The sequence below is a fragment of the Eubacterium sp. SB2 genome, from assembly GCF_001244405.1.
Lineage (GTDB): Bacteria > Bacillota > Clostridia > Lachnospirales > Lachnospiraceae > Faecalicatena > Faecalicatena contortus_B.
Map to the genome: position 1 here is coordinate 518,428 of NZ_LN865153.1, position 25,508 is coordinate 543,935.

Annotated in this window: 20 protein-coding genes and 2 riboswitches; of the genes, 5 read left to right on the plus strand and 15 right to left on the minus strand. The window is 46.3% G+C overall.

The annotated features are described in order from the left end of the window. Nucleotides 1-31: 31 nt before the first annotated feature. From BN1938_RS14800 to BN1938_RS14825, 6 genes are all read right to left on the minus strand, one after another. Complete coding sequence (locus BN1938_RS14800) at nt 32-1,312, minus strand: amidohydrolase family protein (RefSeq protein WP_050641342.1); 1,281 nt, start codon at nt 1,310-1,312, stop codon at nt 32-34. Between the two features lie 47 nt (nt 1,313-1,359). Continuing rightward, nucleotides 1,360-1,455, minus strand: a riboswitch (purine riboswitch). A gap of 1,031 nt (nt 1,456-2,486) precedes the next feature. Beyond that, entirely contained in the window at nt 2,487-3,503 is a 1,017-nt protein-coding gene (locus BN1938_RS14805) for a molybdopterin-binding protein (RefSeq protein ID WP_050641343.1), read from the minus strand. A 39-nt stretch (nt 3,504-3,542) separates the two neighbouring features. Continuing rightward, on the minus strand, nt 3,543-5,471 hold the full coding sequence (locus BN1938_RS14810; RefSeq protein ID WP_050641344.1) for an NAD(+) synthase: 1,929 nt from the start codon (nt 5,469-5,471) through the stop codon (nt 3,543-3,545). A gap of 44 nt (nt 5,472-5,515) precedes the next feature. Beyond that, on the minus strand, nt 5,516-6,391 hold the full coding sequence (gene hslO / locus BN1938_RS14815) for an Hsp33 family molecular chaperone HslO (protein WP_050641345.1): 876 nt from the start codon (nt 6,389-6,391) through the stop codon (nt 5,516-5,518). Nucleotides 6,392-6,393: 2 nt separating this feature from the next. Then, nucleotides 6,394-7,173 (minus strand): class I SAM-dependent DNA methyltransferase, encoded by a 780-nt coding sequence (locus BN1938_RS14820; RefSeq protein WP_050641346.1) that lies wholly within the window; start codon nt 7,171-7,173, stop codon nt 6,394-6,396. 228 nt (nt 7,174-7,401) lie between these two features. Further along, nucleotides 7,402-8,073, minus strand: coding sequence for a GntR family transcriptional regulator (locus tag BN1938_RS14825; RefSeq protein WP_050641347.1), 672 nt, complete (start codon nt 8,071-8,073; stop codon nt 7,402-7,404). A 212-nt stretch (nt 8,074-8,285) separates the two neighbouring features. On the opposite strand from BN1938_RS14825, the gene BN1938_RS14830 reads away from it, so the two are divergent. Beyond that, nucleotides 8,286-9,131: a MurR/RpiR family transcriptional regulator gene (locus BN1938_RS14830; RefSeq protein WP_050641348.1), complete on the plus strand. Its 846-nt coding sequence runs from the start codon at nt 8,286-8,288 to the stop codon at nt 9,129-9,131. A gap of 64 nt (nt 9,132-9,195) precedes the next feature. Here the strand turns inward: BN1938_RS14830 and larA are convergent, their stop codons facing one another. From larA to BN1938_RS14855, 5 genes are all read right to left on the minus strand, one after another. Next, nucleotides 9,196-10,482 carry a nickel-dependent lactate racemase family protein gene (gene larA / locus BN1938_RS14835; protein ID WP_050641349.1) on the minus strand — a complete coding sequence of 429 codons (1,287 nt, stop codon included), beginning with the start codon at nt 10,480-10,482 and terminating at the stop codon, nt 9,196-9,198. A 92-nt stretch (nt 10,483-10,574) separates the two neighbouring features. Next, nucleotides 10,575-11,117, minus strand: a complete 543-nt coding sequence (locus tag BN1938_RS14840) for a TRAP transporter small permease (RefSeq protein ID WP_050641350.1) — start codon at nt 11,115-11,117, stop codon at nt 10,575-10,577. A 17-nt stretch (nt 11,118-11,134) separates the two neighbouring features. Further along, nucleotides 11,135-12,220, minus strand: a complete 1,086-nt coding sequence (locus BN1938_RS14845; protein ID WP_050641351.1) for a DctP family TRAP transporter solute-binding subunit — start codon at nt 12,218-12,220, stop codon at nt 11,135-11,137. 27 nt (nt 12,221-12,247) lie between these two features. Further along, the gene (locus tag BN1938_RS14850) at nt 12,248-13,534 is read right to left on the minus strand and encodes a TRAP transporter large permease (RefSeq protein WP_070102362.1); all 1,287 of its coding nucleotides are present in this window, start codon (nt 13,532-13,534) and stop codon (nt 12,248-12,250) included. Between the two features lie 22 nt (nt 13,535-13,556). Then, nucleotides 13,557-14,678, minus strand: a complete 1,122-nt coding sequence (locus tag BN1938_RS14855; RefSeq protein ID WP_050641352.1) for a tyramine oxidase subunit B — start codon at nt 14,676-14,678, stop codon at nt 13,557-13,559. A 330-nt stretch (nt 14,679-15,008) separates the two neighbouring features. Here BN1938_RS14855 and BN1938_RS14860 point away from each other — a divergent pair, with 330 nt between their 5' ends. The 4 genes from BN1938_RS14860 (at nt 15,009) to mgtE (ending at nt 21,651) form a co-directional block, all read left to right on the plus strand. Further along, nucleotides 15,009-16,412: a glycerate kinase type-2 family protein gene (locus tag BN1938_RS14860; protein ID WP_050641353.1), complete on the plus strand. Its 1,404-nt coding sequence runs from the start codon at nt 15,009-15,011 to the stop codon at nt 16,410-16,412. Between the two features lie 4 nt (nt 16,413-16,416). Then, nucleotides 16,417-17,691 (plus strand): phosphopyruvate hydratase, encoded by a 1,275-nt coding sequence (locus BN1938_RS14865; protein WP_050641354.1) that lies wholly within the window; start codon nt 16,417-16,419, stop codon nt 17,689-17,691. Nucleotides 17,692-17,716: 25 nt separating this feature from the next. Further along, nucleotides 17,717-18,979 carry a Glu/Leu/Phe/Val family dehydrogenase gene (locus tag BN1938_RS14870; protein ID WP_050641355.1) on the plus strand — a complete coding sequence of 421 codons (1,263 nt, stop codon included), beginning with the start codon at nt 17,717-17,719 and terminating at the stop codon, nt 18,977-18,979. Nucleotides 18,980-20,009: 1,030 nt separating this feature from the next. Next, a riboswitch (M-box (ykoK) riboswitch) is annotated at nt 20,010-20,177 on the plus strand. A 142-nt stretch (nt 20,178-20,319) separates the two neighbouring features. Beyond that, a complete protein-coding gene (gene mgtE / locus BN1938_RS14880) occupies nt 20,320-21,651 on the plus strand; it encodes a magnesium transporter (RefSeq protein WP_050642709.1) in 1,332 nt (443 codons plus the stop codon). Nucleotides 21,652-21,886: 235 nt separating this feature from the next. Here mgtE and rbsD read toward each other — a convergent pair whose 3' ends face one another. From rbsD to BN1938_RS14900, 4 genes are all read right to left on the minus strand, one after another. Beyond that, nucleotides 21,887-22,294: a D-ribose pyranase gene (rbsD, locus tag BN1938_RS14885; protein ID WP_050641357.1), complete on the minus strand. Its 408-nt coding sequence runs from the start codon at nt 22,292-22,294 to the stop codon at nt 21,887-21,889. 165 nt (nt 22,295-22,459) lie between these two features. After that, entirely contained in the window at nt 22,460-23,488 is a 1,029-nt protein-coding gene (locus BN1938_RS14890) for a uroporphyrinogen decarboxylase family protein (protein WP_050641358.1), read from the minus strand. A gap of 154 nt (nt 23,489-23,642) precedes the next feature. Beyond that, nucleotides 23,643-24,905 carry a hypothetical protein gene (locus BN1938_RS14895; protein WP_050641359.1) on the minus strand — a complete coding sequence of 421 codons (1,263 nt, stop codon included), beginning with the start codon at nt 24,903-24,905 and terminating at the stop codon, nt 23,643-23,645. A gap of 11 nt (nt 24,906-24,916) precedes the next feature. Further along, complete coding sequence (locus BN1938_RS14900) at nt 24,917-25,474, minus strand: D-lyxose/D-mannose family sugar isomerase (protein ID WP_050641360.1); 558 nt, start codon at nt 25,472-25,474, stop codon at nt 24,917-24,919. Between the last annotated feature and the right edge of the window lie 34 nt (nt 25,475-25,508).

Here is a 25,508-nt window from a genome sequence, read left to right on the forward strand (position 1 = left end):
CTATCATTCACATGACAGACTGTTACCTACGTTAAAACAGCCTGCTGCCTTCTACATATTTTGCATAGATCTCTCTGTCATCCGAGAAATAAATCATCCGCTCCAGTCGTTTTTTCACATCCAGCGGCTGGGGATGTTCCAGCCTTGTATCATCCAGCACAACCGCGTCCATCTCATAGCCTTCTTCAAAGCTTCCAACCCTGCCGAAGAACTCTCCGCCGCCTTTTGTGGCCATATAAAATGCCTCTTCCACGGTCAGCGGCTTTAAGGAATCGTCCAGCAGCCGCCAGCGGAGCTTGGATGCCTGGATGGCGTGGGCCATAGCCGTAAAAATGCTCTCCGTAGAACCTCCGGCCACATCGCTTCCCATCCCCACATGAAGTCCCTCAGCCAGGAACCTTCTCACGGGAGCCACACCGGAGGCAATGTTCATATTGGATTCCGGACAGTGCGCAATATATACGCCGTTCTCCTTCATCCTGGTTATTTCTTTCTCATCCGAATATACGCAGTGTGCCATGATCGTCCGGCAGTCCGAACCAAAAAGGCCGAACTTGTCATAAGCATCCCCATAGAACTCTGACCATGGGCAGAGCTCCTTCACCCAGGAAATCTCCCCCGGATTCTCCGACAAATGTGACTGCAGGGGAAGTTCATAGCGCATCTGAATCATTTTCAGCCGCTCCATCAGGTCATCCGTACAGCTCGGCGTAAAACGGGGCGTCAGGATCGGCCTTGTATGCTTATATTTCTTATGCAGCACATCCTTGATCCATTCCACAGTCTCCGCGGCAGATACTTCCGCCGACTCTTCCCGCAGGTAATCCGGGCAGTTTCTGTCCATATTCACCTTGCCGACCATCGTACTTAATCCGGCTTCCTCCAGCATATCCATCAAAAGAAGGGTTGCCTCTCTGTGCACAGTGGCAAAGATACATGCTCTGGTGGTAGCACTTCTGCGCATACGATCCACGAAAATGCGGTATGCCTTCTTCGCGTACTCCGTCTCCCGGAACTTCGCCTCCTCCGGAAATGTATTCGTCTCCAGCCACTCCAGAAGCTCCATGTCCATTCCCAGTCCCCGGTACGAATACTGCGGTGCATGCACATGCAGATCCACCAGACCCGGTATAATCAGCCGGTCCTCATAATCGGTAATCGGAATTCCTCCATACACAAAGGGCAGAGTCTGGTACACCCCCTTCACCCGTCCGTTTTCACAGACCAGATAGCCGTGTTCGCATATCTCCAGTTCCTCTGCACTCCTGCTGTATACAATATTTCCTTTTAATATAAAAATAGATTCATTCATCTGCTGACGCCTCCTTCCCGCATCCCTGCCGCACAAGTAACTGCAGAGATGCCTCCGCAGATACTTATAGTCAACTATTACGGTAGTTGGTAGAAACGTCCATCCGATTATGAACCTATATAAGTATTCTCTCATTTTATTATTCTATATATATAATCCTAACACCTCAGAAATTTACTGTCAATATAAACTTTGCAGTTGGCAAGCTTTAGACTTGGCGACGGATGGGGGCGCGAAATAAAGGGATCGCCGCAAGTCTTCCAAATGCGTATATGCCGTTGCGTTGTGCGGACACGGACCCAAGAAATTCTAGGAAACCGACAGACAAAAAAGCAGGGCACAGGCGGCACATCACGAGAAATCCGATGATTTCTCGCGCTGGGCCGCCTGATTTTGTGATTTGGTGATCACAAAATCTCCCTGCTTTTTCGTCTGTCGGTTTCCAAGAATTTCTAAGGCCCGCTTTAGCACTACGCAACGGCATATACGCATTTGGAAGACTTGCGGCGATCCCTTCATTTCGCTGGGTTCATCCAATCGGGAGTAAAGCGCGTCAACAGGGGAGGCGCTATAACGGGGCCAGCGTATTGATTCGCTTGGTGGTATAAAATAGCTCCAGTAGGTAAAGAAGATAGCATGTTCTTTAGACAATAGGATTAGCGCAATAGTCTTATACTGAAATTACATATATACACTCTATATATAGCAGCAGTTATAAAAAAGGTAACATAATCCACAATAACATACCGGGCCTTACACATTCCGCCAATCGAATCAATACGCCGCCCCCGTTTTAGATCCCCTCCTGTGGGCGGGTTTTTCCCAGCGACCGGATGTACCAGCTGAAAAACCGGGAATCCTGCCCCATGCCGGGAGCATCTATGCCATTTTAAAAGTCCTAGAGTTTACGTTAGAGGCCCTTAAGGAAAAAACACAGAAAATGGTGGGCAGAATTTGACGTCTCACGTCAAATCCTGAAGCGGCCTAAGGCCCGAAATTATCAAATTTCGGGCTGCATGCCGCTGGACCGCCATTTTCTGTGTTTTTTCCTTTAGGGCCTCTTACGTAAACGGAGCGGATTTTTAAAATGGCATAGATGCTCCCGGTATGGGGCAGGATTCCCGGTTTTTCAGCGTCCCCCACCCATCGCACCCCCAAAACCGGCCCCAAATCTCTATTTCCCAAACCCACAATTCGGAAACATGCACTGCGGGCATGACAGGCACAGCCCGCCCTGCCCCAGCACCGTAAAGTCTTCTTCCGTCAGCCTTTCCCCCGCCACGATCCGCGGCAGAACCAAATCAAAGATGGTTCGTTTGGCATACATGACGCATCCCGGCAGCCCCATCACGGGCACATCCCCGGCATAGGCAAGCATGAACATCGCGCCCGGCAGAACCGGCGCCCCATATGTGATGACTTCATCCGCGGCATTGCGGATAGAAAGGGGGGTCCTGTCGTCCGGATCCACGCTCATACCGCCGGTACAGACCACCATGTCCGCCTCCTGCCCGAGCCACTCCCGGACGGCTTCGGTCACCATCTCCGAATCGTCATTGCACACGGTGTTTCCAAGAACCTCGATCCCGTACTCCTCAAGCTTTTCAATCACCACAGGGGTAAACTTATCCTGGATTCTCCCATAATATACTTCACTTCCTGTTGTCACAATTCCTGCTTTCATATTCCGGAAAGGCAGAATCTGAAAAATAGGGCCGGCTCCGCATGCCTGCCTCACCTGCTCCATCTTCTCTTCCTCAATCACCAGCGGCACAACACGCATGCCGGCTATCTTATCCCCTTTTCTGACCGGAAAATTCCCGTGCCGGGAAGCCACCACAATCTGCCCCATGCCGTTGATCCGGTTCAGTTTATCACGATCGACTTTCAGAAGACCGTCACAGGCAGCTGTCAGCTCGATTTTTCCTTCCTTTACCTCCGAGGGTTCCATATAGCTCCCCTGGCATACCTGGCGCAGGATCTCGGCAGCATCGTTTTCGTGGAGCATCCCCTCCTGTTTTTCCCACACAAACAGATTCTCCTTGCCCACGGACAGCAGCACCGGAATATCCTCCTTTGTCACGATATGCCCTTTCCGAAATACCGCATCTTTTGTAACTCCAGGGATAATCTGTGTGATATCATGGCACAGCACACATCCCTCTGCCTCCTCTGTTCTGATCAGCTTCATCCTGCAATTCCTCCTTATCCCCAACCGTACTTTTTATTTCTACAGCGTATCCATCAGCGAAATATTTTCCAGATCCTTCAGCCACACAGCCACACACGCATCGCTTGGCATCCTCCAGTCTCCCCGCGGGGAAAGTGCCACGGTTCCCACCTTCGGCCCGTCCGGCAGACAAGAGCGCTTGAACTGTTGGGAGAAAAATCTCCTGCAGAATGTCTCCAGCCACTTCAATATCGTAACATTGTCGTAGCTGTCCTCAAAAGTTTCCACAGCCAGGCGGAAGATCTTGCTCGGCTCATAGCCAAAACGCACAAAATAATACAGGAAGAAATCATGCAGTTCATAGGGTCCTACCAGATCCTCTGTCTTCTGCGCGATATCCCCGTCCTTCGGCGGAAGCAGTTCCGGGCTCACAGGCGTATCGAGAACATCATATAATACTTCCTTTAGCTGACCGTCTCTGGTCACATCTGCCGCGTACTTCACAAGATGGCGCACCAGCGTCTTCGGCACGGACGCATTGACTCCGTACATGGACATATGGTCTCCGTTATAAGTCGCCCAGCCCAGCGCCAGTTCCGACATATCGCCGGTTCCGATAACCATACCGCCCATCTCATTTGCAAGATCCATCAGCACCTGGGTCCGCTCCCTGGCCTGCGCATTTTCATACGTTACGCTGTGATCCTCCGGATCGTGCCCGATATCCCGGAAATGAACGCTTACTGCATCGGCAATCCGCACCTCCTGCAATCTGGCCCCCAGCTGAACCGCCATCTTGCAGGCATTCTGATAGGTTCTGTCCGTGGTTCCGTAACACGGCATTGTCACGGCGATGATCTCCTTTTTGTCTCTTCCCAGCATTTCAAAAGCCCGTGCAGTTACAAGCAGCGCAAGCGTGGAATCCAGCCCGCCGGAGATTCCCACGACAGCGCATTTTGCATGGGTATGTGCCAGCCGCTTCTTCAGCCCCATGGACTGAATCGTCAGAATCTCGTCACACCTTCTTGCCCGCTCCTTCTCATTAGAAGGAACAAAGGGCTGCTTCGGGAAATGCCTGGTGAGAGCCGTTTTCTCTATATCCATATAGAACGGCACCCGGATAAGGCTGCGCTCACCGGTTGTCTTAAATGTAGTATTCTTTCTCCGCTCTCCTGTCAGCCGGTGAATATCCAGCTCAGAATAAATAATATCATTGCAGTAACGCTTCGCCTCTTTTAAAACAGCCCCGTTCTCGGCAATCAAATTGTGTCCTCCGAATACAAGGTCTGTGGTGGATTCCCCCTCCCCTGCATTGGCATAGATATAGCCCGCGATCAGCCTGGCTGACTGCCCCTGGATCAGTTCTCTGCGGTAGCGTCCCTTTCCGATTGTCTCATCGCTGGCGGAACAGTTCACGATCACTACGGCTCCCTCCATAGCCGCGTGAATGCTCGGCGGGATCGGAGACCATACGTCCTCACAGATCTCGGCCGATACGATCAGTTCCTCCATCGTTGTTGCCTGGAATAGAATCTGAGGGCCAAAGGGAACGAGGCTCCCGTCAAACAGGATCTCTCTGGCGGTATCCGGTCCGGGAGTAAACTGGCGCATCTCATAGAATTCACCGTAATTTGGCAGGAACATCTTGGTCGTCAGCCCCAGCACTTCGCCTCGGTTCAGCGCTGCCGCTACGTTATAAAGCTTTCCGTCTACACAAAGAGGAAGACCCACAAAGACCAGAATATCTTTATCCGCCGTAAATGCTGCGATTTTCAAAAGTGCAGCTTTTGCGTCCCGCAGCAGCACTTCCTGGGTAAATAAATCCCCGCATGTATATCCGGTGATGCACAGCTCCGGAAATACCAGGATCTTAGCCCGTTCCTGCGCCGCTTCCCCGATTGCCTCACAGATTTTCTTCATATTATATGGCACATCTGCAACCCTGATATCCGGTGTTGCCGCTGCAACCTTCACAAATCCTTGTTTCATTGACTTCCTCCTTTTTTAATGCAGAGTGCTCATTTACCGCGTCTCTATCTGCTCTTTTTTAGCAGTTCCTTCAATTCATCCACCGTATAGTTATAAGCGGTATTGCAGAAATGGCATTTTACCTCGATATCCTTTCCGTCATCAATCATGGACTGGATATCCTTTTTCCCGATGCTGATAATCGCTTTCTCAATCCGCTCTTTGGAACAATTGCAGGAAAAATGTGCCGGAAGTGTATCCACGATCTCCAGCTCCAGTCCCTCCAGAACCTTTGCCAGCATGTCCTCAGGCGTATGACCGTTGTCCAGCATTGCTGTAACGGACTGGATATTCTGAATATTCTTTTCCAGACGTTCCAGCACCTCATCCTCAATAAACGGCATCACCTGTACGATAAATCCTCCTGCACATTTGACGGTATTGTCCTTTTCCATCAGGACTCCCAGCCCCACGGATGAGGGCACTTGTTCAGAAGTTGCAAAATAATAGGTCAGATCCTCCGCAATTTCCCCTGTCTGAAGTACAGTCTGCCCGGAATATGGCTCTTTCAGCCCCATATCTTTGATTACATTTAAAAAACCTGCCCCCAGAGCTCCTCCGACGTCAAGTTTCCCGTTTTTTGGGGGTAGAAGCACATCCGGATTATTTACATATCCTTTTACATTCCCCTGACTGTCTGCTGTTACGGTAAGTCCGCCTATGGGTCCTGCGCACTTCACCTGCAGCGTCAGGATATCGGTAGGATTCTTCATCATGCTCCCCATCATCACGCCTCCCGTCAGAAGCCGTCCCAGCGCTGCACTCGCCACCGGACTTGTATTGTGGCGCTGTCTTGCCTGCTCCACCAGTTCTGTTGTCGATGCGGCAAATGCACGTATCTGCGCGTTCGCAGCGGTTGCTCTTACAATATAATCTTCCATTCCTATTCTCCTGTTCTCTGTCCTTTTCCTGCAATCACATAAATTCTCTCGCTCTCAGTGTTCGGAGCCTCTTTGGTAAATGCGTCATACACAGCTAAAAGCTTAAGCCCGGACGTCTTCACAAGCTCCCGCATCTCCTCCAGGGTATAGCCCCGCTGGAAATGCGTCTCCTGGTATCTCCGGTAGATCTCAGCACCACCCGTTGAGGATTCCTGATCCTTTATAAACAGACTCAGCTCATATTCGTTGATCTGCTCCTCTTCATAATAATAATTATCCCAGATAAAGCTGCACTCCTCCCGGTTCTCTGCAATGGTCGTATCACCCAGTACCTCCCGGTACTTATATTCTGTGTTAAAATCAAAAATAAAAACCCCATCCGTGTCCAGATAATTATTCACCCAAAAGAACACGCGGCGCAGCTCGTCCGGCTCCGTAATATAATTCACCGAATCGCAGATACTGATGATCGCGCGAACCGTCCCGTAAAGCTCAAATCCCCGCATATCCTGCAGCAGATACAGGATATCGTGCCCGGACTCCACCTTTTTTTCCAATGCAATCTCCAGCATATCCGCAGAGTTGTCCACCCCGATCATATCATATCCCAGATCCGCCAGCAGCTCCGTCATCGTCCCCGTCCCGCAGCCCAGATCCAGCACCAGGCCGTCATTGATCCCATATTCTTTTAAAAGACCGTGCAGATATTCTCCCCATTCCTCATAGGGCACATCGTCCATAAATGTATCGTACACGGACGCAAAACTCGTATAAGCCTCCACCTGTAAGCCTCCCGATATTTCAGAAAAATCCTTTTGTCATAACTTATATAGTATATCACAAACATTCGGCACAAGACAACTGTTTCCCCTGTCTTCAGCGTGGATTCAGCGTGGAGTATGCGTTACTGTACACGCCCGCAGGTTGTAAACAGTCACGAGTATGACAAATGGTGAATAGAAGAAAACGGATCCTAAATAAAACAGATCCGTTCCTCTACACCCAATCTCCTACACATTTTTATTCAACTCACGGATCGACAATGCCGTCCTGTCCCAATGTTCCTTTGCAAGTACAGAAGCCAGATAACTGTCTTTCATTTCCAGCACCTTAATCATCCTTTCATGCTCCTCCACAGATGCTTCCAAAGGAGTGTCCCGGAAGAAGCTGTATTCCAGTCTCTGAATATGTATCCACAGCACATCGCAAAAATCCGTAATGTATTCATTTCCAGCTGCCTCCAATATACAGCTATGGAAAGCTTTATCCGCTTTTAATATAGGCATGGGCTTTTCCTGTTCTTTTATGCACTCTTTGAACACATCACTCAGCTTTTTGAGATGATTTATATGGGCCGGTGTAATCTTCTCTACAGCGAGTGTGATCGCCAGCTGTTGCAGCATGGCCATCGGCAGATACCATTTTTCAATATCGTCTTTCTCTAATTCTGTTACAATTGTCGCTTTCCCCGGGTAAGATTTCACCAATTTCTGCGCTTCCAAAAGCTGCAGCGCCTCACGTACCGGAGTCCTGCTGACTTTAAAATAATCTGCGATCTCAATATCCGAAACCTTTTCCCCAGGTTTAAACTGCCCTTCAATAATCCAGTCTTTTACGGTCTCGTATACCCTCTGTTTCGCTGATGTCCTTTCAAACGCTAACTCTTTGTTTGGCAATGGCATACACAGCACCTCTCTTTCTTTTTTCAATCATACCAGAAATCAATTCTACATTCCAGATTTTTATATTATTTCCTCACAACGCAGGAATAACATTGTTACTGTTCTCACGCTTCGGGCGTGAACAGCAGCAAGACGTTTTCACTTCATTCGTTGACACCCCTTTCAACAAATGATAGAATCTACATATATTACACATAGGCAGGGGATATGGTATGTCAAATTTTTTACAAGCCTTAAATAATAACTATAATGATTTTACACGCTCTCAAAAAGTAATCGCAGATTATCTATCCAATAACCTAAACTCCATTGCATTCTGTACGTTAGAAGAACTTGCAGACCGTATTGGCGTCAGTACTACGACCGTCATACGTTTTTCAAGAGCGCTTGGATACACTGGTTATTCAGAAATGCAAAAAGATATTCAAAACGGGTTCCAGACAAAAGTCAGCCTTCCAGAACGATTATTACTGCACAAAGACTATCCGTCGAACACGCTATTGGCTGATTCTTTCCAAAACGATATCCATAACATTCAGTCTACACTGGAGGCACAAAATGTAGAAGATCTGCAAAAGGCGATCGATCTGATCTCTACCGCGCCTACGGTGTATGTTTTGGGAATGAGAAGTTCCTTCTCCATATCCTACTACACAGCTTCCCGTTTAAGTGAAATTCGGGAAAACATTCATCTGATTCAATCCGTAGGAATGTTGTATCCGGAAGAAATCGTAAGTGCAAAGCCAGGAGATGTCTGTGTTGCTTATCTGTTTCCCCGATACTCAAAGCTAAGCACCACTGTACTTTCATGGCTGAAAAACGAGGGGGTCACTATCATACTTTTTACCAGTCAAAACTATAGTGCTGTTCAGGGATATGGCGATGTCATCCTGCCTTGTTCCATTTCCAGTCTTTCCTACAAAAATTCTTACGCAGCTCCTTTGAGCCTTTCCAATTATCTCATTGCCGCCATCGCTCAGAAGAACTATGCAGAGTCACAAAGAGTTCTCGAACGGACAGAATCTATTCTAAACCAGGGATTTTACCTGGGGTTATAAAAACGCTGCAGTTCCTGGAATATTTTCAGTCCAAGCACTGCAGCGCCTAAAATAGAATGAATCCCTATTCCAAAACCGGCAACCCGGTCTGAGGTCTCGGATAAAACAGAATCTCGCCTTCCTTCTTCTCTGTAAGCTTGACTGCCTCGTCAACCGCATCTTGGAGCGTCTTACAAGGAGTCATGAACATTTCCCTGATTTCTTCATCAAAAACATTTTTACAGCATACAAAAATATCAACATTTTTCTTCAAAACCTTTGAAAGCAGCAAAACATGATCCATTTGAATTTTATAGTTTTCTTTCGTATAAGAAATTACTTGTTCAAGACTCTCTCCACTTCTAAAAGCTCCCAGCATATCTTCCGAATTCACTCCTTCCGGACATTCGCAGTACAATACCACTTTCGTTTTTTTATCGAGAACTTCTGTAAGAGCTATCAGTGCCTTTACTGCCTGATAAAAATCAATATCCAATGGCTGCCCCGGTGTAGTTACCAAAATGTCCGGAGCCTTCATTTTGACGCCAAGATATTTTTTGATATATTCTATCGCTGCCAAATGGCACCTCGTCATATCCCCTGCAAAAACCGCGGAAAGTTCCAGCCGATTGTTGATAATACAGTTAACTCCGAAGTCAATCCTGAATATTTCCGCACTCTCCACCATGTCCTCATGAACCGGATTTCCTTCCAGCACCCCTATGACTGCATTTTCCGATAGGATCATTTTCGGCCTGTGATTGATCAAGATTGTTTCTTCCCCACTGACGCCCGGTAAAACAGATTTTCGCCCACCTGAAAATCCCGCAAATTCATGGGGTTCTACCTTTCCGATCTGAATATGCAGATCACAATTATATGCTTTCCGGTTAACCCAGACAGGTGTACCATGACTTGTCTCGCCTAAAAAGATCAAATTAGACTTGTCAAAAGGCGTATGATTTTCAATGGATATCCTGCCATAAAGATCTCCAAGAAAACTTTTCATCTCCATTTCCGTTGCTTCCCGATGGACACCAATTGCCACAAAAACGTAAATCTGATTATAAGGAATACCTGCGTTGAGCAGCTCTTCTGCCACATATTTCAGCATTCGCGCGGTGGGAACAGCTCTCGTCGCATCCGATACTAAAATACATGCAGATTTTGCATTTTTTTCAACAACCAGATTTTTTACCGATTTTCCATAAACAGGGCATTTGATCGCCTTCTTTACTGCTTCCTCATCTTGCAGTGCCGGCAGCCTGGGCGTCTCCAATTTGACCGCGTTCCAGCCTGAAGGTACTGTGACCATCATATCAAGTTCCCGGTCTGTATAAATCCACTGATCCTTTTTTTCTAAATGATACATCTTCCACATTCCTCCATACAAAAACTGGCACAGCGTTTCTCTGCTATCCGCATAAAAACCGCTGTACCAGCAACATAAGAATCCGCTTCTGTTTAATCCAGCTTCATATCACTGCCGCCTGTCAAATCTTCTTCTTTTTTTTCAATTGCGGCATAATTACCTTTGCCGGTCAGATCTACGATCAGATTACGAAGTTCAAAAATCGTTACAAAGACAAAAGATACCGGAATTGATGCATATGCATATCCATATGGCAGACGAAGTGCAGGTGTGGGACGATGTCCGGCTGCAAGTACATATTGTATGCCGACGTAAATGACGATCAGACAGATCACAACTGTAATAATCTGTGTCAGCTTAGTAAGGGCTACGGACATTTTCTTGGGCATATGCTCTTTAAAAATCACGATCGATACATGCTCTCTTCGAACAGCTAAGATCGCCACACTCATCATCCCGAACCATACAAGCAGGATTTTTAACAGTTCTTCTGACCAGGTCAGAGAATTGTTCAGAACATAACGGAAAATAATATGAGCCATCAATACACCAACCATTGTAAGCAGGACAACACATAAAATCACCTTTATAATTTTATAAAGAACCGTTATTACTTTGTCAAATGCTTCAATCATTTCTAACCCTCTCCCGATTAATAATCGCTAATTTCATTAAGTACCTTCTCAACATCAGCAAGATATGCATCTACCTTATCCTGGCCGATATCCTTTGCAACTGATTTCATTGCCGCTGGCTGTGCAACAGCTTTCATCTCTTCGCGTGCCGCATCATCCAGTTCATTTACTTTCATTCCGAGATTGGTCACTTCATCTAAGATTAGTTCTTCCCTCTCTGCGTTACAGAACCGGCTGTATTCCATACCAAGTACGGCCCCTGTTTTCACGATGCCCTGATATTTTCCAGGCAGGCTTTCAAAAAACTTAAGATTGCAGACTAATGGCATTGCGTCATAGATATGTTTTGTCAGCGATAAATACTTCTGTACCTCGTAAAGTTTCTTATCTGTAACGTTTGCGATCGGGTTCTCCTGAGCATCTACCGTATTTTGAGAGAGTGACATATAAAGTTCAGAAAAAGCTACCGGAGTCGGGTTTGCACCTAGCGCTGCAAAGAATTCCATATGGTTATTATTCTGCATCGTACGAATCTTCAGACTATTCAGATCAGCTATGCCGGTAATCGGAGCCTTGCTGCTCGTCACTTGTCTGAAACCGTTCTCCATAAATGCAAGGCCGATCATGTCACATTCTTTTAAAGAATCCAGCATATCTGTTCCAATGTGGCTGTCTAATACCATCCATGCCTCTTCATATGTATTATATACAAACGGAATATCCATAACTTCAAATTCCGGATCATAGGTCACCACAGGAGCAAAAGATGCAACTGCCATTTCCAAAGAGCCCTGAGCTACCTGCTCCAGAGTTTCTTCCTCTCCTCCCAGCTGACCGCTTGCATAAATATTTACCTCAACATTACCATCTGTCTCTTTTTCAATATATTCCTTCATGACCTCAAGTCCAAGAGTCGCAGGATAGGTTTCTGAGTTCTCACACGCGATACGGATCACGTAATTTCCGGAAACATCCTCCTCTGCAGCCCCTCCGTCCGATGAACCGCCGGAGCTGTTCGTGGTCTTCATCTGGCACCCGGCTGCTGAAACACTGAAACAGAGGACAAGAGCTGCTGCTAAAAATCGTTTTATATTTTTCTTCATAATCTTTCTCTCCTTAATATTCTATTCTTATCCTGTATATCCCATCAGACTCGGCAGCCAAAGTGCCACCTGAGGCACAAACGTGATTAACAGTAATACTCCAATCGTCACTGCCAAAAATGGCAGGGACTCTCTGGCCGTTTCCTCCAATTTTACCCCTGCTACAGGGCTTGTAACGAATAAGGTGATTCCAAATGGCGGAGTCGCAAGTCCCACAACCAGATTGACACAAAATACCACTCCGATATGTAACGGATTGATTCCAAGAGCCCATGCAATCGGTCCAATAATAGGTGCAAGTATGACCGTAGATGCATAATCATCCATGAACATCCCGCAGATCAGCATTACTATATTCACAATCAGCAAGAACACCCACGGCGGAAGAGCTGACATTGGTCCGATCAGCATATCCATCACTCGTTCATTGGCAATTCCCCATGCCATTGCAGTTCCCGCACCTGCCAAGATCAATACCAGGCCGGATGTTGAAGCCGCTTCGATTATCATATCCGGTATATCTTTTAACTTCACACTCTTGTTCACAAAGAAAGCAAGAATAGCACTATAAACAACTGCTACGCCAGATGCCTCAGTGATAGAGAAAATGCCGCTGAATATACCGCCCAGAATAATCACTGGCAGCACCAGTGCCGGAATCGCTGACTTTGTGGCATGCATCTTCTCCGACAAGGTCGTCTTACCATAAGACGCATAATCCCTTTTCTTGGCAACACGGTGCGCCACCATACATTGCAGCAGAGCAATCAGTATGGCTGGTGTTACGGCGGCCATAAAAATACCAGTAATGGAAGTCTTTCCCACTGCCGTACAGTAAAGGATCATCAAAACACTTGGTGGCATAATTGGTCCGAGCAAGGAAGCTGAAGACATGACAGCTGCTGAAAACGGTGCTGAATACCCCTCTTTTTTCATCATTGGAATCAAAAATGCTCCCAGAGATGCCGCCGATGCCACTGCAAGCCCCACGATCGATCCCATCAACAGAGATGCCCCGATCGTAACGATCGCAATCGCCCCTTTAAACCGTCCGAACCATGCATTTACAAACTTAATCAGCCGCTCCAGCAATCCGCCCCTGAGCATGAGCTGTCCTGTTAATACAAAAAACGGAACCGCCAAAAAGGAAAAGCTGTTCATTCCTCCATACATTTTGATTGCCATCTGGATTGGATCAAATCCCGCGACCATTGTATAAACGAGTGTCGTGACGATCAGATTATATGCGATGGGCAGGCCAATTACCATTAGCAGTAAAAAGCATATGATCATAATAAGTAAAGATAAAGACACTTTTCATTACTCCCTTCGCACATTATTTTTGATACGGATCATCCCATAACGTTAATTTCGTTCCGATACCTTCCTTTAATGCGGTCTGGTATAGATCATACCCCAGACCTACATCAAATGTAGCCATACCACAAGCAACAAATGTAATTCTTTCTTTCTCATCCGTTCTGCCTGGCTTGCTTCCCATGATCACTTCTCCGATACTGGCAGACTCCTCCAGAGACGGCATCTTGCCGTCATCAATCAAAGTATAAATAGGACCTCCAATCACCCCTTTATAATAACCTGCTTTATCCCCGGATTCGATTGCTTCCTGCACGTAAGCCTCATGAAGTCTTACATTATCATAGATCAGTTTTGTATTGATCCAATAAGAATCATCTGTCTGCATTGGTCCTGTGATCAGCAAAGTAACGCCATCTTTCATCCACTCGTCTTTCACATATAATGGTTTTAGTCTTGAGGCAGCGACTGTGATCACATCTGCATCTTTCAATGCTGCTTCCAGATCCAGTTCCACAACACCGTCAACTCCCAGCTCTTCCTTCTCCCACTCCAGGAACTTCTGTGCTGCAGCTTCAAAAATGTCAAAACACACAACTTTCTTAACATTGGGCAGCTGTGTTAAGATCGAACGTAAGCATGAGCGATTGATCTGACCACATCCAAGTACTGTTATCACTTCTGAATCTTTCCTCGCCAGATGCCTTGCAGCTACACCAGGAACAGCTCCCGTTCTGGCGGCACTCAAGAGATTGGCTGACATAAAAGAAAGCGGTTCGCCTGTATCCTTATCATTAAGGGTTACAGTCAAAACAGATCTCGGCAGTCCCTTCTTTGGATTCTCGGCATTCGATCCATACCACTTATTTCCGCATACATCAAAACGTCCGCCCAAATAAGCAGGCATTGCTACAAATCTTCTGTCCGGCCCCGCAACCGGCATATTCGGAAATGGAGTTTCTTTTGGAAATACAATACCCAATCCGTGACTGTTATGATTACTGCCTCCCATCAAATAATCCCCTTGGCTTAATAAAGTAAAGACCTCCTCTGCATTGTCGATACATTTTTCCGCATCAAGAACCCCTGCCGCAATAGTGTCGCTTTCTGATAAATATAGAAATTCTGTTTTGTGTGACATGTTTTTTCTCCTTCCATACTAAAACAATTTGTCTTTCATTTCGTTCCCTTAAAATGTTTTATTTAATACATCCATTTTATATTGATATATTGCATATGTCAATCGAATTATCTTATTTTTTGTTCACTTTTCCATTTTTACCAAATTATACGCTCATTTTTTATGCATTAACACCAATATGATTTTATTTTTCAGAATTAACATTGACATATTTGATATATCGCAATATACTTTAAGTATAATTTGATACATTCCTTCATTTTTATCCTGTTTTTTGTTTTATTTAATATTTTAACCAGCTAGTTGTTAGATTTAAAGGAGATTCTATCTATGAAAAAAATCAAGAATTACGACAAACTGATTGACCACGGAGATGTGGAGTCGAGGAAGGTAGTCCTCGAAATCACAGATAAGACATTACAGCGTCTCGATGCGTATTACCGCATAAAAAGTATTATGAAACTCAACGGCGATATATTGCATATCGGTTCCAAATCATGGGACTTATCTAAAAAGAAACATATTTATCTGCTCGGAGCAGGGAAAGCCTGCAATCATATGGCAATGGCTGTAGATGAAGTTCTTGGTGATAAATTGACCAAAGGGATCGCAATTGTAAAAGTTGCGGAAGAAACAGACCATTTTCAAAACACAGATGTATATGTAGGCGGCCATCCATTGCCAAATCAAGCCGGCTACAAAGCCTGCCTAAAAATCCTAGATCTGGTAGATCATGCCGGACCGGATGACTTATTTATCGTTGTGATCAGCGGCGGCAGTTCTGCTCTTATGAGCTGTCCTATCGAAGGAATCACTTTGGAAGATGAAATCAAAACTACAGACGTCATGCTGAAATCCGGTGCGGGAATCTATGAGATCAATGCCATCCGGCGTCATATTTCCGCCATGAACGGCGGGATGCTCGCAAAACGGATCCAGTCTGTCGGGGCAGAATTGATTGGATTTGGTATCAGCGATGCTGTGGGCAATCCAGCAACCGGTGATATCGGCGTGCCCTACGAAAAGTATGCAAGTACTCCAATGGGACCTGACAAGACCACTTTAGAAGATGCCAGGAGAGTCATACGGGACTACAACGTTGCCGAACGTCTTCCTAAAAATGTCGTAGATTATCTCATGAACGTCGGACCAGAAGGAGAAACACCAAAGGCTTTTCCGGACAACACCTATTTTCTGCTGAACACACTGCCTGATTCCTGCATTTATGCAAAGGAGATCGCAGAAGAGATGGGGATACCAGCTATCATACTTTCTTCCTTTTTAGAAGGGGAAAGTAAAGACGCCGGTTCCTTCTTCGCTTCCATCGCCAGAGAAGCACAGGCATATGGTAATCCAATCAAACCGCCTTGTGTCATTTTAAGTTCCGGCGAAACTACAACACAAATTCTGGACAACAGTACAATCACCGGACATGGCGGTCCGGGACAGGAACTGACTTTAAGTTTTTCTATTCTTGCAGCAAAGACAAAAGGGGCCTGCATGCTGTCCATTGATTCCGAAGGAACAGACGGAACTACTCCTGTAGCCGGAGGTATTTGTGACTCCAGAAGCTATCAGCAGGCGCTTGATAAAGACGTCGATGTATACGCCGCCCTTCGGGGCCATGCCTGCTATGAGGCATTAGAAGCAATAGGAGATACTGTATTTACCGGCAATACAGGAACAAATCTCTGTGACTTTAACGTACTATATATTCCGAAAGTTGAGGGTTAAGGCTATGAATTCAAATATTAAATCAATCCATGCCCGGCAAATTGTAGATTGTAAATGCAGACCTATGGTAGAAGTGGATGTCGTAACTGAGGACGGATGTCTCGGCAGAGGGTGCGCCCCCACCGGTTCTTCGGTAGGCATGTCTGAATCCTATGTTCTGCGGGATAACAATCCCGACGAATACCATGGTTTGAGTGTACATAAAGCGGTTGACAATGTGAACAATCTGATTGCGCCTGCATTATGCGGTATGGATGTCACCAGGCAAAAAGAAATCGATCAGATCATGATCGATCTGGACGGCACACCAGAAAAAAAGAGTCTGGGCGGAAACGCAATTTACTCCACTTCCATCGCAGTATTTCGTGCTGCTGCCGAGGCATCCCGCCAGACATTATATCAGTATATCGCCGGTGATACCATCCAAACAGTCCCGGTTCCAAGTTTTAATGTAATAAATGGCGGTCATTACGCAGACTTAACACAGCCATTCAATGAGTTTATCATCATGCCATACGGTGCATCGGATATTTACGAAGCAGTTGAAATGGGCATCAATACATTCCAAGAGCTGGAAAAAGTAATTGAAAGGTATTTGGGACATAAACCAGTGGTTGCACCTTCCTATGGATATGCATCACCGTCTGCCGATCCGGAAGTGAATTTGAATCTGATCTCTGAAGCAGTAGAAAAATGCGGTTACACAGGAAAAATCGGTTTTGCCTTCGATTGTGCCTCCAGTGAAATGTACGACCGGAAGAACAATACATACCTTTTAAAGGGAGAGCGCGTGACTGCCGAAACCCTGATCGATTATGTGAAGATGCTGACTCAGAAATTCAATTTTGTATTTATCGAAGATCTGCTGGACGAAGAAGATTGGGAGTCTTATCCAAAAGCACATAAGGAAATTACCAGAACGAATATCATCGGAGATGATTTTATTGTAACAAACTTAGATCGTTTGAAAAGAGCTTATGAACTGAATGCTCTGGACGGTTTTATCCTAAAACCAAATCAGGTCGGCACCATCACAGAGGCTATGAATGCCTATAACTTTGCAAAGGAACATGGTCTGCTTGCAATTCCTTCCGGAAGAGCCGGAGGCGTTATTGGAGATGTAGTGATGGATTTCGCCGTAGGACTTCAGGTTGGCTTCATCAAAAACGGAGCTCCCCGCTCCGGTGAACGGATCGATAAGCTGAACTTTCTAATGCGTGCATGTGATTTAAACCCCGGATGCCAGCTTGCAGACATCTCGTCCCTGCTGAAATTTTAAAGCAAACAGAAAGGAGATAATTAAAATGGAAGCAAAATATAACCCCTACGAAAACATGCTCTCTGTTGTAAGCAATGCAGCCGAAATACTCGGCTATACACCCAGCGACTATGAGGCTGTGAAATACCCGGAACGAGAACTGAAGGTTGCCGTACCGGTCCGGATGGACGATGGCAGCGTAAAAGTCTTTGAGGGGTTCCGCGTCCAGCACTCAACATCACGCGGCCCTGCAAAAGGCGGCATCCGCTATCACCAGAATGTTGACCTCGACGAAGTCAAGGCACTGGCAGCCTGGATGACCTTCAAGTGTGCCGTTGTTAATATCCCTTATGGCGGCGGAAAAGGGGGTATTATCTGCGATCCCACAAAGCTCTCGGAAACCGAGCTTCGAAGCCTGACAAGACGCTTCACAGCCATGATTGCCCCCATCATAGGGCCAGACCAGGATATTCCCGCACCTGATGTCGGCACAAATGCGAATGTCATGGGCTGGATCATGGATACGTACAGCATGCTGAAAGGCCACTGCGTCCCCGGTGTTGTCACCGGTAAACCAATTGAACTCGGCGGAGCACTGGGAAGAAACGAGGCAACAGGGCGCGGCGTCATGATTACAACCCTGAACATTCTAAAGGCTCTGGGGATGAATCCGGAAAATACAAAAGCCGCCATTCAAGGCATGGGAAATGTAGGCAGTGTGTCCGCAAAGCTCCTCTCTGAAAAAGGCTTAAAAATCGTCGCTGTCAGCGACGTATCCTGCGCCCTGTACAACCCGGACGGACTGGATATTCCTTCCATCCTGGAGTACCTTTCCCAGAAGCGTGGCAACCTTCTGGAAGGATATCACGACGGAAACGCCATCCATCTTTCCAACGCAGAATTACTGGAACTCGATGTAGACGTACTGATCCCTGCCGCACTGGAAAACCAGATCAACACTTCCAACGCCGATAAGATACAGGCCCGGGTTATCGTAGAAGCCGCCAACGGCCCCACAACCATTGACGCCGATGAGATACTCGATAAAAAAGGAATCGCCGTTGTTCCCGATATTCTCTCCAATGCAGGCGGCGTTGTCGTCTCTTACTTCGAGTGGGTCCAGAATATCCAGTCCATTTCATGGAGCGAGGAGCATGTAAACGAGCAGCTGAAGCAGATTATGGATCAGGCATTCCAGTCCGTATGGGATATCGCCAGGGAAAAGAAAGTCTCCCTGCGTACAGGGGCATATCTAATCTCAGTTAAGCGCGTCATTGACGCCAAAAATATGCGGGGAATCTGGCCTTAGAACATGGGAGGGGGGGCGCGAAATAAAGGAATTGCCGCAGGCCGCCCAAATGCACATATGCCGTTGAGAAATGCGGACACGAACCTAAGAAATTCTAGGAAGCCAACAGCCAAAAAAGCAGGGCACAGGCGGCACATCACGAGAAATCCGATGATTTCTCGCGCTGGGCCGCCTGATTTTGTGATTCGGTGATCACAAAATCTCCCTGCTTTTTCGGCCGCCGGCTTCCAAGAATTTCTAAGGCCCGCTTTAGCATTTCTCAACGGCATATGTGCATTTGGGCGGCCTGCGGCAATCCCTTCATTTCGCTAGGCGCATCCAATCGGCAGTTAAGCTCGTCGACCAGAAGCGGTTCCGTAAGGGGGACAGCGTATTGATTCGTCTGGTGGAACAGAAAGGCTCCATTAATTGAAGGTAAGAGTATAAACTTACAGAAACGGGAATAGTTGCACTGAAAGCACATGAAAGTTCTCCTTGGCATAGTTCACATTTAATGTTCAATATTTTCGCACCACCTGAACAGAAAACGCACAGTGTACCGGAGCAATCCAATACCGCCAAACGAATCAATACGCTGCCCCCGATTTGGAGTCACTCCCAGTTGACGATCTTTACTACCGATTGGATGTGCCCAGCGATATGAAGGGATAGCCGCAAGCCGCCCAAATGCACATATGCCCTTTGCGGAATGCTAAAGCGGACCTTAGAAATTCTTGGAAGCCGGCAGCCGTGAAAGCGGAGAGATTTTGTGATCACCGAATCACAAAATCGGCTGACCCAGCGCGAAAAATCATCAGATTTTTCGTGATGTGTCATGCCCGTGCTCCACTTTCACGGCTGCCGGCTTCCTAGAATTTCTTAGGTTCGTGTCCGCATTCCGCAACGGCATATGTGCACTTGGGCGGCTTGCGGCTATCCCTTCATATCGCGCCCCCCAACCATCGCCCCCCCCTAAAGCCCGTCAACTAATCTCCAGTTTTTTCTTGACACATCTCTGTTGTTGATCTACAATGGGTAAGGATAATTAAATAAAACATTTCGGTAGGTGAGGCTACCACAGGGATTTGGATTTTCCTGAGATTGCTGCCGCGAGATTGTGGAGACACAACGAGCTGGTTAGCAGGCTATGTCGTGAAGGCATAACCTAATGCAATTGATATGCCCTGTGATGCTAAAGCTTGAACGGTGGATTTTTATATACGGGTATGCTATGCTTCCGTCACTGTTCAGGCAGTGACGGTTTTTTTCATTATAGAAAGGTGGTGAGGTTATGGACGCTGGTGCCAGTTATCATTCGTGTAAGAAACTAGAATTGAATACAGATTGGAGATGTTATTATGATGGACAAAGTTATATTTGTAGAACTCCTTACGCAGCACCACTACAAAGCTGTAAGGAGCATTTTGGATGTCATGAACGAAGTGGACATAGCCTCCCTTCTTTCGGACTTAGACGACAGGGAACTGGCACTTGCTTTCCGCCTGATTCCCAAGGATAAAGCGGCAGAAGTATTTGCCAATATGAACAATTCCATGCAGACTTATCTGGTGGAAATGTTTACAGAAAAAGAATTAAAAGAGCTGTTAGATGACTTATATATGGATGATACCGTGGATCTGCTGGAGGAACTTCCGGCTAATCTCGTCACCAGGATTCTGGATACAGTAAGCCAGTCAGAGAGAAACATGATCAATCTTCTCCTGAATTATCCGGATGACAGCGCAGGAAGCATCATGACGACGGAATATGTGGGTCTGCGCCAGTCAATGACTGTGGAGGAATCCATGGCCCATATTAAAAGAACAGGAATTCACAAAGAGACGATCTACACCTGTTATGTAACTGATAAGAGAAAACTGATCGGCATTGTGACAGCCAAGGAACTGATGACCTCGGATGACAACCTGCTGATCCGGGATTTGATGGAAACAGAAATCATCTCTGTCTCCACACACACCGACAAGGAGGAAGTGGCTCAGCTCTTCCGCAGATATGACCTGCTCGCTCTCCCGGTACTGGATGCCGAGGGACTGATGGTGGGAATCGTCACGTTCGACGATGCAATGGATGTCATGGTGGAGGAGGCTACCGAGGATATCACAAAGATGGCCGCCATGAGCCCAAGCGAACAGTCCTACTTCGAGACCTCCGTGTTCAGCCACGCAAAACACCGTATCGCATGGCTTCTGATCCTGATGTTCTCTGCGACAATCACGGGGACTATTATTACAAAGTATGAGGATGCGTTTGCTGCTATCCCTCTGCTCGTTTCTTTTATACCTATGCTGATGGATACCGGCGGAAACTGCGGATCCCAGAGTGCTACGCTGATTATTCGGGGAATTGCGCTGAATGAGATTCAGTTCCGGGATATTTTCAAAGTAATATTCAAAGAATTCAGGGTATCCCTCATCGTCGGGGTTGCACTGGCAGTGGCCAACGGAATTCGGATCCTGATTATGTACCATGATTCGATGCTGGCTCTGGTTATCGGGTGTTCCCTTGTTATCACGATCATCCTGTCCAAGCTGATCGGGTGTATCCTGCCGCTGCTGGCCAGAAAGGTGAACCTGGATCCGGCGATTATGGCTTCACCGCTTATTACTACTATGGTAGACACCTGCTCTATACTGGTATACTTCAGTATTGCAACCAGGGTATTTAACTTATGACATTGCTTTTTTATATATCTACGTGTATGAATTACAAAGTACCCTTTGTTACATTGAATTACCGAACGAATTTGTCCAAAAGAATGAAATCCTAATGATTAGATATAAAGAATGTTTGAAATGCACCCGGATATTTCCCATCCGGGTGCATTTAATTTAGCATAATCTTCCTGCGAATTCAAGAAAAATTCTATTAAATTTGTTTACTAGACCTTGCTGCGATACCTGCACCTATTTAAAACCTGCATCCGGACTGCAGAATGATATTTGAATAAGGTGTCGCTTCCCCTGTACGGATCACCGCCCTGCATGTCTTAAGCCGAAGTTTTAATTCTTCATGTGAAATATATTCCACCTTGCACGGCTCCGGCAGATTTCCACAAAGTTCAAGGATCTGTTCCAGAACCATCGGATTGTCAGTCCTGATCTCCTCAGCCAGAACAATTTTCTCGATTTTCATATCAGCCGAGACTGTCTCCAGCACGTCCATAAAGGAGGGCATCCCCTCTCTTAAAGCCAGGTCAATCCTTTCTGTCTCTTCTGGCACAGGCAGCCCACAGTCTCCAATTGCTATGGTATCTGTATGCCCCATATACGAGAGTACTCTTGAGATATCGCTATTTAGAATTCCTGATTTTTTCATACTTCCTGATCCTCCTTTTATCCTATACCCGAAGGGCACCCCGTAATACATGCCCCTTCGGGGCGGATCTGCAGCACAGCTGCAGAATAATGTATACCCAAAGGGCACCCCGTAACTCATGCCCTGCGGGCGGGTCTGCGGCATAGCCGCAGAATAAGGTATACCTTATTCTGCTACTCCAATCATTGCATAAATATTCTCCCGAGGAATTGACGAAATCAAAGTGTTACATGTTGACAAAATATATCCCCCATCCGCTCCTGCTTTTTTGATGGTTTCTTTCACGGAAGCCCTGACTTCATCCGGTGATGCATGGCACATTATGTAGTCTAAATCAATATTCCCCCACAGACACAGTCTGTTACCGTATTTCTTTTTTACCTCGCCGATATCCATCCCAGCAGATGGCTGAAGCGACTGAATCCCATCAAATCCCGCTTCTGTTACTTTTTCCAAAACAGCATTTACATTTCCGTCACTATGCAGAAATACAGGGACATTTTTATAGGCTTTTATCTCTTTTACAGCCTGATTCCAAAATGGAAAAACATTCTGCTCCATAATATGGGGCGGGAGAAATACACCGGTATTAAAGGCCACATCGTCCCCGATTACGATCCCGTCGGCCCCGTTGTCAAGAAAGATCTTGGCTTTCTCAATCTCATATTCCATCACTTTTACCGCAATCTTATGCATATCGTCTGTATTGGTCAGACTGTAAACCATAAAATCTTCCATACTAAACATTTCATCAAGCTGTGTGACAGGTCCGCCAATCTGAGCAAACACAAAAAAGTCCGTCTCCTGTGCAAAACGCTTTACAATCTCCCCCGTTACTTTTGAACTATCGGGCTTTTTGTATGCCTCTGCATTTTCTATTTCTTCTACAGCCGCTCTGACAAGCCGCCGGCTTCCTGATCCCATCTCGTAAATCTGGCCGTAAACAGTCTGTATCAGATGCTTCCCATTTTGTCCTGGCGAAAGCTCCCACTCCGGCCATTCCCCTACATTAACCAGATCCATCCGCAAAAGTTCACGAATCGCCTTCTCCCGCTCAAAACACTCATAGGTCAGCGGATATTCCCTGCCCAGAAGCCGGTTTGCAAGTTCCGCGTCAATATGCAGTTCGCCTTTTGGAACCCGATCCGTTTTTTGATGCCGGATTGCCGCTGATACTCTCTCTTTTTTTGTCATACTGACGCCTTTCTTTTAATATCCTCTCTGGTTATCATATGGATACGCACTTTGCCCCGCCGCAATGCAGCATTGCAGCAATATATCTTTTCGCAGCATGTGCATCCCCCCTGAGGGGTTTGTGATATAGGAAATTTGTCTGGAAGTTGCTATATTACGAAAACGCCTTCCTGGCCAGTTCTATAAACTTTACAAGATGCCTGTTTGTATGTCCGCATGTCCGTATATCTTTTAAGATCACCTCCATATAACAGTCCTTTGTCTTTATAGCAACTTCTTTCAGATACTTCCGTATTTCATTTTCGTCAAATCCCGTGCATATTTTGGACGGATCCGGCTTCCACGAAAAGATTGCTTTTTGGCCTATCTGTTCTGCAGCTTCATCTATATCCGACCATGGACTGACGCTCAGACGTCTTATGTTTGTGATATGTCTGTATATAGCCTCATACTTGTGGTCCAGAGGCTCACAACAGCCATAGCATCCCCTTCCAAATAAATTCAGCCCAATCTTCTGGTTGGCAATTGCGAATTTTTCAAACATCTCCGGGGAAACATTACTGAATTCCTGGGCATCTGCAAATCCCCACATATCCTTCAGCTTCACGTCTTCAGGCTCTTTCCAGGGAGCATTCGTGTAGCCTAAACTCCCGGAACCCGTATAGATATTAATCCGGTTATCAAATAAAAGCCGCTTTTCTTCCAGACTTTTCAACAGCCTTGCCTTACTCTCTCCCATATGTCTGAACACACTGTTCAGAAGTTCAGGCTCATCATACAGATCATACATCAGATTTTCCAGGCCTCTTAAATGTACCATTTCTATCAGATGGCTCTGTACAAGAACACTGTAGGGAAGCTGAAACTCAAAATCCAGAATCCCCTCCAGTACGTCTCCGGCTTTCTCCTGCATCGCATTCTTTGTCTCTATATCAGGCAGGAAATCCACTTCATGATTCAGAAGGGTTTCATAGTCTTTTTCTGTTTTCAGGAAATTATCAAGGTGGTATGCATTCGTTCCAATCTCCGGTTTTACTATGGAAATCCCCCATGCCGTCTCCTGCCTGGCATTACCATAGAGATACCCGGTGTATGTGCCCGGATAAGAAAAATAGAGACGCTTTTCAAACACAAAATCATCTTTCAGGTATCGGGCCTGGTAAAGGTACTTTTTGATTTTATTCTCCATATCCCTCAGAAGGGGATCTTCACACTGCAGGGAAGACTCCGGGACAAGTTCCAGCCACCCGCCGTCATCATCCGGACAGACCCAGATTAACGGCTGCTGAGGGGATCTCAGATCGTTATGATCTGCCCAGCGTTTCCGCTTACTGATGTTCTCTTGTGTATCAGGCAGTTCTGCAAGCTTTTTGGCAAGTTCTCTGATATAGGCTGCCTGACTGCTGTAATCCTGCATACTTCTGCCTCCTATTCTCCGACCTGCGGCATGCGGTTTATGTGAATATCTGTAAAAATGTCAGCCTCGTCTACGCTTCTGGTCGAAAATTCCGAGACAATACATCCTTCTTCTCCTGCCTGGAACCAGTGCAGGGTATCTTCCGCAAGTGTGTATTGTTCTCCCGGATGCAGACAGATCTCATGAAAAACAGTAAAGTATTCTTCCATATCTTTTGGAATCTTCCCGGCAATCCCTTCTTTTTGTCCGCTGTCTGCAAATCCGCCTACATACAGGAAGACCGTTCCCCTGCGGCAGCGGAATGTCTCTTCCTTCCCTTTCAATTCGTCAATTTCCGGATGTCTGTGCTCCGGACAGATCTGGTAAGGCATCAGAACCAGTTCCTTTGCGCAGCACCTCTGCGTATTAACATAGGTAATAACCTGCAGCCCGATTTCATCCAGCCGGTTCAACCCGAAATCAGCAACTTCAACCTGATTCTTTTCTTCTTCAGTAAGGGCAATGCCTGCCTTATCGAGTGCAGAAAGCGTATTCACTTTGTATTCTTCATACTGTTCTCTCGCTATCATAGATACCTCCTTTATTTTCCTCTCATCAAATAGA